The organism is Bacillus cereus group sp. BfR-BA-01355, assembly GCF_022663675.1.
Classification (GTDB): domain Bacteria; phylum Bacillota; class Bacilli; order Bacillales; family Bacillaceae_G; genus Bacillus_A; species Bacillus_A thuringiensis_S.
Map to the genome: position 1 here is coordinate 1 of NZ_JAKUFY010000191.1, position 5,497 is coordinate 5,497.

The following is a 5,497-nucleotide window of genomic DNA, read 5'->3' on the forward strand; positions in this document are numbered from 1 at the left end:
CCTGATTCCTTAACAAAGGATACTACATCATCGTATAGGATATCTTTAAAAAAGCTTGTTTCCCCTTGCTTGACTTCTATGTTTACGTTTGGAATCCTCTTTTCTCGTGAAGTTGTATTATCTAAATCTGTATTATTTAAATTTGTATTATTTAAATTTGTATTAGATGAAGGAGTAGTAATTTGAGAGTCCTTTGATAATATCGATGTACTATTATTGTTTGAAATTAAAACTTTACGAGGGCCATTCCCTGTGTAAGTACTTACAACTTGATTGTGTTCTAACTTCTCAATAAAACGTGCAGCCTTCATATGATTAATCCTGAATTTTCTTTCCAAAAGTGATGGTGAGATTTGTTGTGATTCGATCACAAATGCCTTAATTTCTTCATACAACTTATTTTCAGTTTCTTCAATAACATGTCCCTGTTGACTGACATCCTTAAAATAATCAGGAAAAGTTACATTTTCTACGGTGTTTGTTTCATATTCGGACTTGTGTTCTTTATAATTCTCCAACGGTACAATATGTTGGTTCTTATTGTTTGTTTCTATGGAATTATTTTGCCCTATTTTATCACCATGCATAGGTAGAAATGATTCTATCTGTTTTATATTATTTGCATTTACATGTTTCATAGGATTTGATTTTGCGATAGATTCTTCAATGAGTCGAAGACGTTCAGTTTCCCAATATTGTCCAGACTTGATCTCTACTTGAATGATTGCTTGAGCAAATTCCTCTTTGGGTACAAAGTTACTAGTAATTTGTTGTACAGGTTGTACATGATTGTCTTGTACAATACGCGCAGCACAAATGAAGGCACCTTGTGCCATGATATCTCCTGGTGACATAACGACTTCTTTTAATTTTTGATATGTCGAACCTAAGCGACTAACGGGATTCTCTTGCATAGGAGAAATCCCTTGTTCAGATTCGGATTCTTTAAATTCCTCTGTTTCACCAAACATGTCAGAGAATATTTTTGCATCATATGGTGTTACATCACCAAATATCATCTTGTTACGGAACGAACCTAGTAAAGTAAACATATACTGCTCTGTGAAATCCAAAGCTAATTGAGATAGTGTTTGACTTGCAATTGTCAGAATGACTTTATATTTACGAGATTGTGCAGGGAACTCTTTGAACGGGCGCACAACATAATCAGGGAATTCATCCACAATAATATGATGGTATGGTGAAATATTTGGTTCTCTTCGGAATACAGCATTTTGCATACTTAGTAATACGAATTTTCCTAGTACATTAGAAAGATCTGCAAGTTCTCCTTTGGCTGTATTTACTAGTAAAATACCACCCTGCTCTAGGTGAACATCAAAATCAAAATCTGATTTTCCAAATAAAACACGTCGTATTAAAACATTTGAGGCTAAATCTTTTAAGATGTTACGCAAACCTTTTACATATTCTTCTTCCCGGTCATAATGCATTGGTTTTCCACGATATTTTCCTGATTTATAAACGGCCGGTTCCCCTTGGAAACCCGTTTTTTCACGAATGGTATTATCGAACCATTCATCGATACCTTTTATAATCTTATATTCGTTTTTTTGGTCACGTGAAGCAACACCACTTTGAACAAAATCATATAATTTTTCTACCTGTACTTTTAATAGTTTGTGCATACGGTGTACACGTTCTACATCGTCGTACATATCTATTAAGTCATCAAAGGTCACATCTTTTTGTGGGTTATGTAGTTTTAATAAATAAATATGTTGCTTAAGGTGGTTCCGTTGTGCTTGTTCAAAGAATGCATTATTAGATTCCGACAAACCCTGGATAACCATTGCAAAAACCTCGGCTACTTTATCAACTGGTCCACGTAAAATATTAATGTTTTTGGTATCAGGGTTTGTGGGATCAATATAATAAATTGAACTTTCAGGAATCTTGTGTGCTTGTACTAACTTAAATACCTTTTGACATAAATCATTACTCGGTTCAATAACAGTTATCCCATTTAAAAATGTTCCTTTTACTTCTTCTGTATCATAATTATTCTTTTTATACGTATTTTCAAACTTATTTATAAAACGTACCATCCAGTGTAAATCTTGATTAATCATTGGAATAATTAAACTAGATGTCTTACCAGAACCAATAGGACCAATAATAATTCCATTTAGGGTTCTATCTTTCCCCTTGATTCGAATCATTTCTTTGTGCTTAATATGAGGACCTATCTCAACATCAGGATATATTTGTTCCTCTTGGCTATTAAACCACTTTTGCAACTTATGATTTTTATATTCGTATTTTTGTACCCACTTTAAGATTTCTTCTCTGTAACGGATAATATGGCCACTATACCAAAGAGTAAACAAAATCATAAATACGGTCGGTAAGAATACAAATATCATGGTGAGTGTATGGAAATTTCCTGTTAATACATCCCCTATTGCTTGATATTCACCAAAATTAACATGTTTTGCTTTATTCATAAGATAAGGAATAACTTTCGCATGGATAGGAGCAGTTGCAAACCATAAAAACTGAATATCTACTGCAATATGAGAAGCAATTAAAATTAATAACTTGCCATTTTGAAATTGTAAAGCTGGGATACGGCTGTAGAACCTAAAACTAAATTCTCCTAGTAGCAAAGAGAAGAACATTAAAAATAGTGGTACATATGTAATTTCTATAGGATAAGACGGTGGTTCAAATGCATAGTAGAGTAACTGTATGTAGTTCGCTACACCAAATCCAAATGAAAGGATAAATCCGCTAATTAAGGCGATTGTAGAGTATAATGGTAATCTTTGCTTAGATGTTTCCATAAAGGTTCACCTACCTTTTAAAGACATAGTTGAGCTTTATGGTGTAATGTAAAACGATTATGAAGTTCTGACTTGAATTGTTCCTTTGATTTTTTTAGAAAGAACTTCGCTGTATCTTCAGTTTGTTTTAAATATAAGTCAATACTATCTCCTTCACACAATTGGTTATATTCTTCTTGAGAAAGTACGGCAATATTTATCTCTAGTTTGTTATTCGTTGCAGTTTCAATTATTACATCGTACCAATAATAATTAGGCTTTCCTGGGATTTTAATATCTTGTAGGGAAACGCAAAATTTAGCTCCCCCTTCTGTAATATGTTTAAGGACTAGTTCTGGAGTTTTAAGTGCCTCTCTTGCTGAGAGCACTCCCCCAGTAGTTGTTGCAAATTGTAAGTTCATTGTCATTTTCCACTTCCACCTTTCTCCATACAAAAAAGGCAAGCGACACCCACTGTAAAAACAGCGTGTGTCGCTTGCCTTAATTTCATATGTTCTGATTTGATTGTAGTTTTGAGTGTTTAGTTCAAACGTTATTCTAGCATCTTAAATAATAAAAATCAATAAAATTATATAAAAGTATATAAAAAATAAACGATTAATATAATTCTACAAGTTTACGTCTTTTCGGATTAACGTTATTTGCAGTATGTACCATGATCTGTTCATCGGTTGCTATATTTGTATTTTGAATGGATAGAAGTAGTACATTAGCATAAGTATTCATCAGTAGAATATCCCTAGGATTTTCACGTTTAGGATAGATAACTACAAGCGGAACGCCTTCATCTCCATCCCTTCTTGAAAACACGACATCATCTAATCTTGCAATCATTCGGTAATCATTTTCATTTCCAAAAATAAAAAAGAAATCTTGAATAGAATCTTTATCTCTCCTGTATGTTCGTCGAAGGCCACCATCTATTGATTCTTTAAACGTTTGAATTTTTTCGACAAATGTGTAACGCCAATTGACATCTCCTACTGTACGTTGAGATAAAGGAAAAAGAATATCTTGTTCCAAGTTTTGATTATCGTCTGTTCCTAGAATGATATCTGAAATAACATCTCCAGCATCTTTCAATGAGCAAATGTGTACATTTAGATTTGGTATATTCATTAATAGTTCATGATACTTCCGCATAGAAAATAATAGATTTTTCATACGTACGTATGGCGGTTCTGCATCTTCTGCAAGGAACATTGATTTGTCGTACATAACAAAGACAACCGTCACATCTTCATTTGTTTTTTTTGTATATTCTATGTACTTCTCTACTTTTTCAACTAAGGTAGAATTGGTTTCTTTACACATATCCATCTCAATATGGATATTTTTATCTTGATATGAAATATGTTCATCAGGAATCAAAGCCAATTGGTTGTCCTCAATTTTCACATTTTTTTTCTGGTAAAAAGAACGAATATCCAATTCATATAATATTCCATTGGTTTGTGTCTTCTTTGTAGTCGCTAAAAGAGTACGGATCATGACCTCACGTGAACACATTGTGTGAAAAGAAGTTGCTCTTGAGTAACGTCTTTTTGAACTTTTTTTTGAAATTCTTCCTATTTCCATTAAGAATTCAATTGTCTTTTCTTTTAAGGAAAATAAAGCACGTTTCGTAATACTGTCAGCCTTTTTATCTATTCTTTTAGTTAGCATAGCTCCATATTGTGAGTAACGGTCAAGCTTTGTAAATATGCTAGCTTCAGAACATTCTCTTCCCTCAAATGCACTATATAACTGAGTGATTTGTCTTGTTGTAAGTGCTCTTTTGTAATATAAAACTGTAAAGACAAAAATGTCAGCTTCTTTTAAGTGAAAATGTTTTTTGGTACCTAATCTTCTATATTTATACACTTTTCCGGACAATGCATACACCTCTTATATTGAATTAAACTTAAATTAAATACTTATTATTTTTCATATATTATTACATTGATATGGTAGTTGTAAAACAAGAAAAAATGAATAAGAGATTTTAATCTTTAGAGATACCTTATTTTGTACATCGAAGTTGAGATGATAACTACTCTTATAAATCTCTTATAAATTATTGATTTATAAGGCTCTATTAAATCCTTTGTTTTGTTAGGACGAGCTACTACTAGACACCTAACAATAGTTATAATGAGATTCCATTTATAAAATAATGTTATGACGTCCTAACATTTAATAGATAGTAAAAATACCATTTTAATTGATTAAAATTATTCAAGAATTATAAAAAGGCTTATTGATAATAAAGAGTAATTTTCTCTATCTTTAATTCGAAATTCAACTTTTTATTTGTGATGAAGCACCTTTTCCAAATTATAGTATTTGCTCAATTTAAAAAACAACTTTTTCCTTTAGTTGTTTTTTATTGTATAGAATCTTGAACTACCCCCACTTTCACTTCGTTTAGAAGTAAGGGATTCCTAAGTAAAGAGTTCTATCGAACTCTAATTGATTAGGCTAACTCCGCAGTCCTTGCGGTTAGAAGCCTTATCGCTTCATTCTTTAGATTGATACTTGCGTTAATATCCCTATCATGGTTTGTACGACAAGAAGGACAGTCCCATTCACGTAGGTTGAGATTTTTAACGTCTTTATTTTGATATCCACAACAAGAACATAATTGGCTGGAAGCAAATGTTTTCGATACGACAATGACTTGTTTGCCATACCATTTTGCTTTGTATTCT

At 32.2% G+C, this 5,497-nt stretch carries 4 protein-coding genes; all 4 read right to left on the bottom strand.

Translation table 11 applies throughout. The features are described 5' to 3' along the window. The coding region (locus MR167_RS30150) for a DNA translocase FtsK (RefSeq protein ID WP_242316144.1) at window positions 1-2,807 on the bottom strand (2,807 nt) is incomplete at its 3' end. A 17-nt stretch (window positions 2,808-2,824) separates the two neighbouring features. Further along, window positions 2,825-3,214: a hypothetical protein gene (locus MR167_RS30155; protein ID WP_078994304.1), complete on the bottom strand. Its 390-nt coding sequence runs from the start codon at window positions 3,212-3,214 to the stop codon at window positions 2,825-2,827. A 190-nt stretch (window positions 3,215-3,404) separates the two neighbouring features. Further along, a complete protein-coding gene (locus MR167_RS30160; protein ID WP_086398118.1) occupies window positions 3,405-4,682 on the bottom strand; it encodes a replication-relaxation family protein in 1,278 nt (425 codons plus the stop codon). Between the two features lie 580 nt (window positions 4,683-5,262). After that, a partial coding sequence (locus MR167_RS30165) for a transposase (protein ID WP_242316145.1) occupies window positions 5,263-5,497 on the bottom strand: 235 nt, incomplete at its 5' end.

Bases quoted from the DNA above. Each gene is read 5' to 3' on its own strand.
- MR167_RS30155 (WP_078994304.1), bottom strand. From the start codon at position 3,214: ATGACAATGAACTTACAATTTGCAACAACTACTGGGGGAGTGCTCTCA.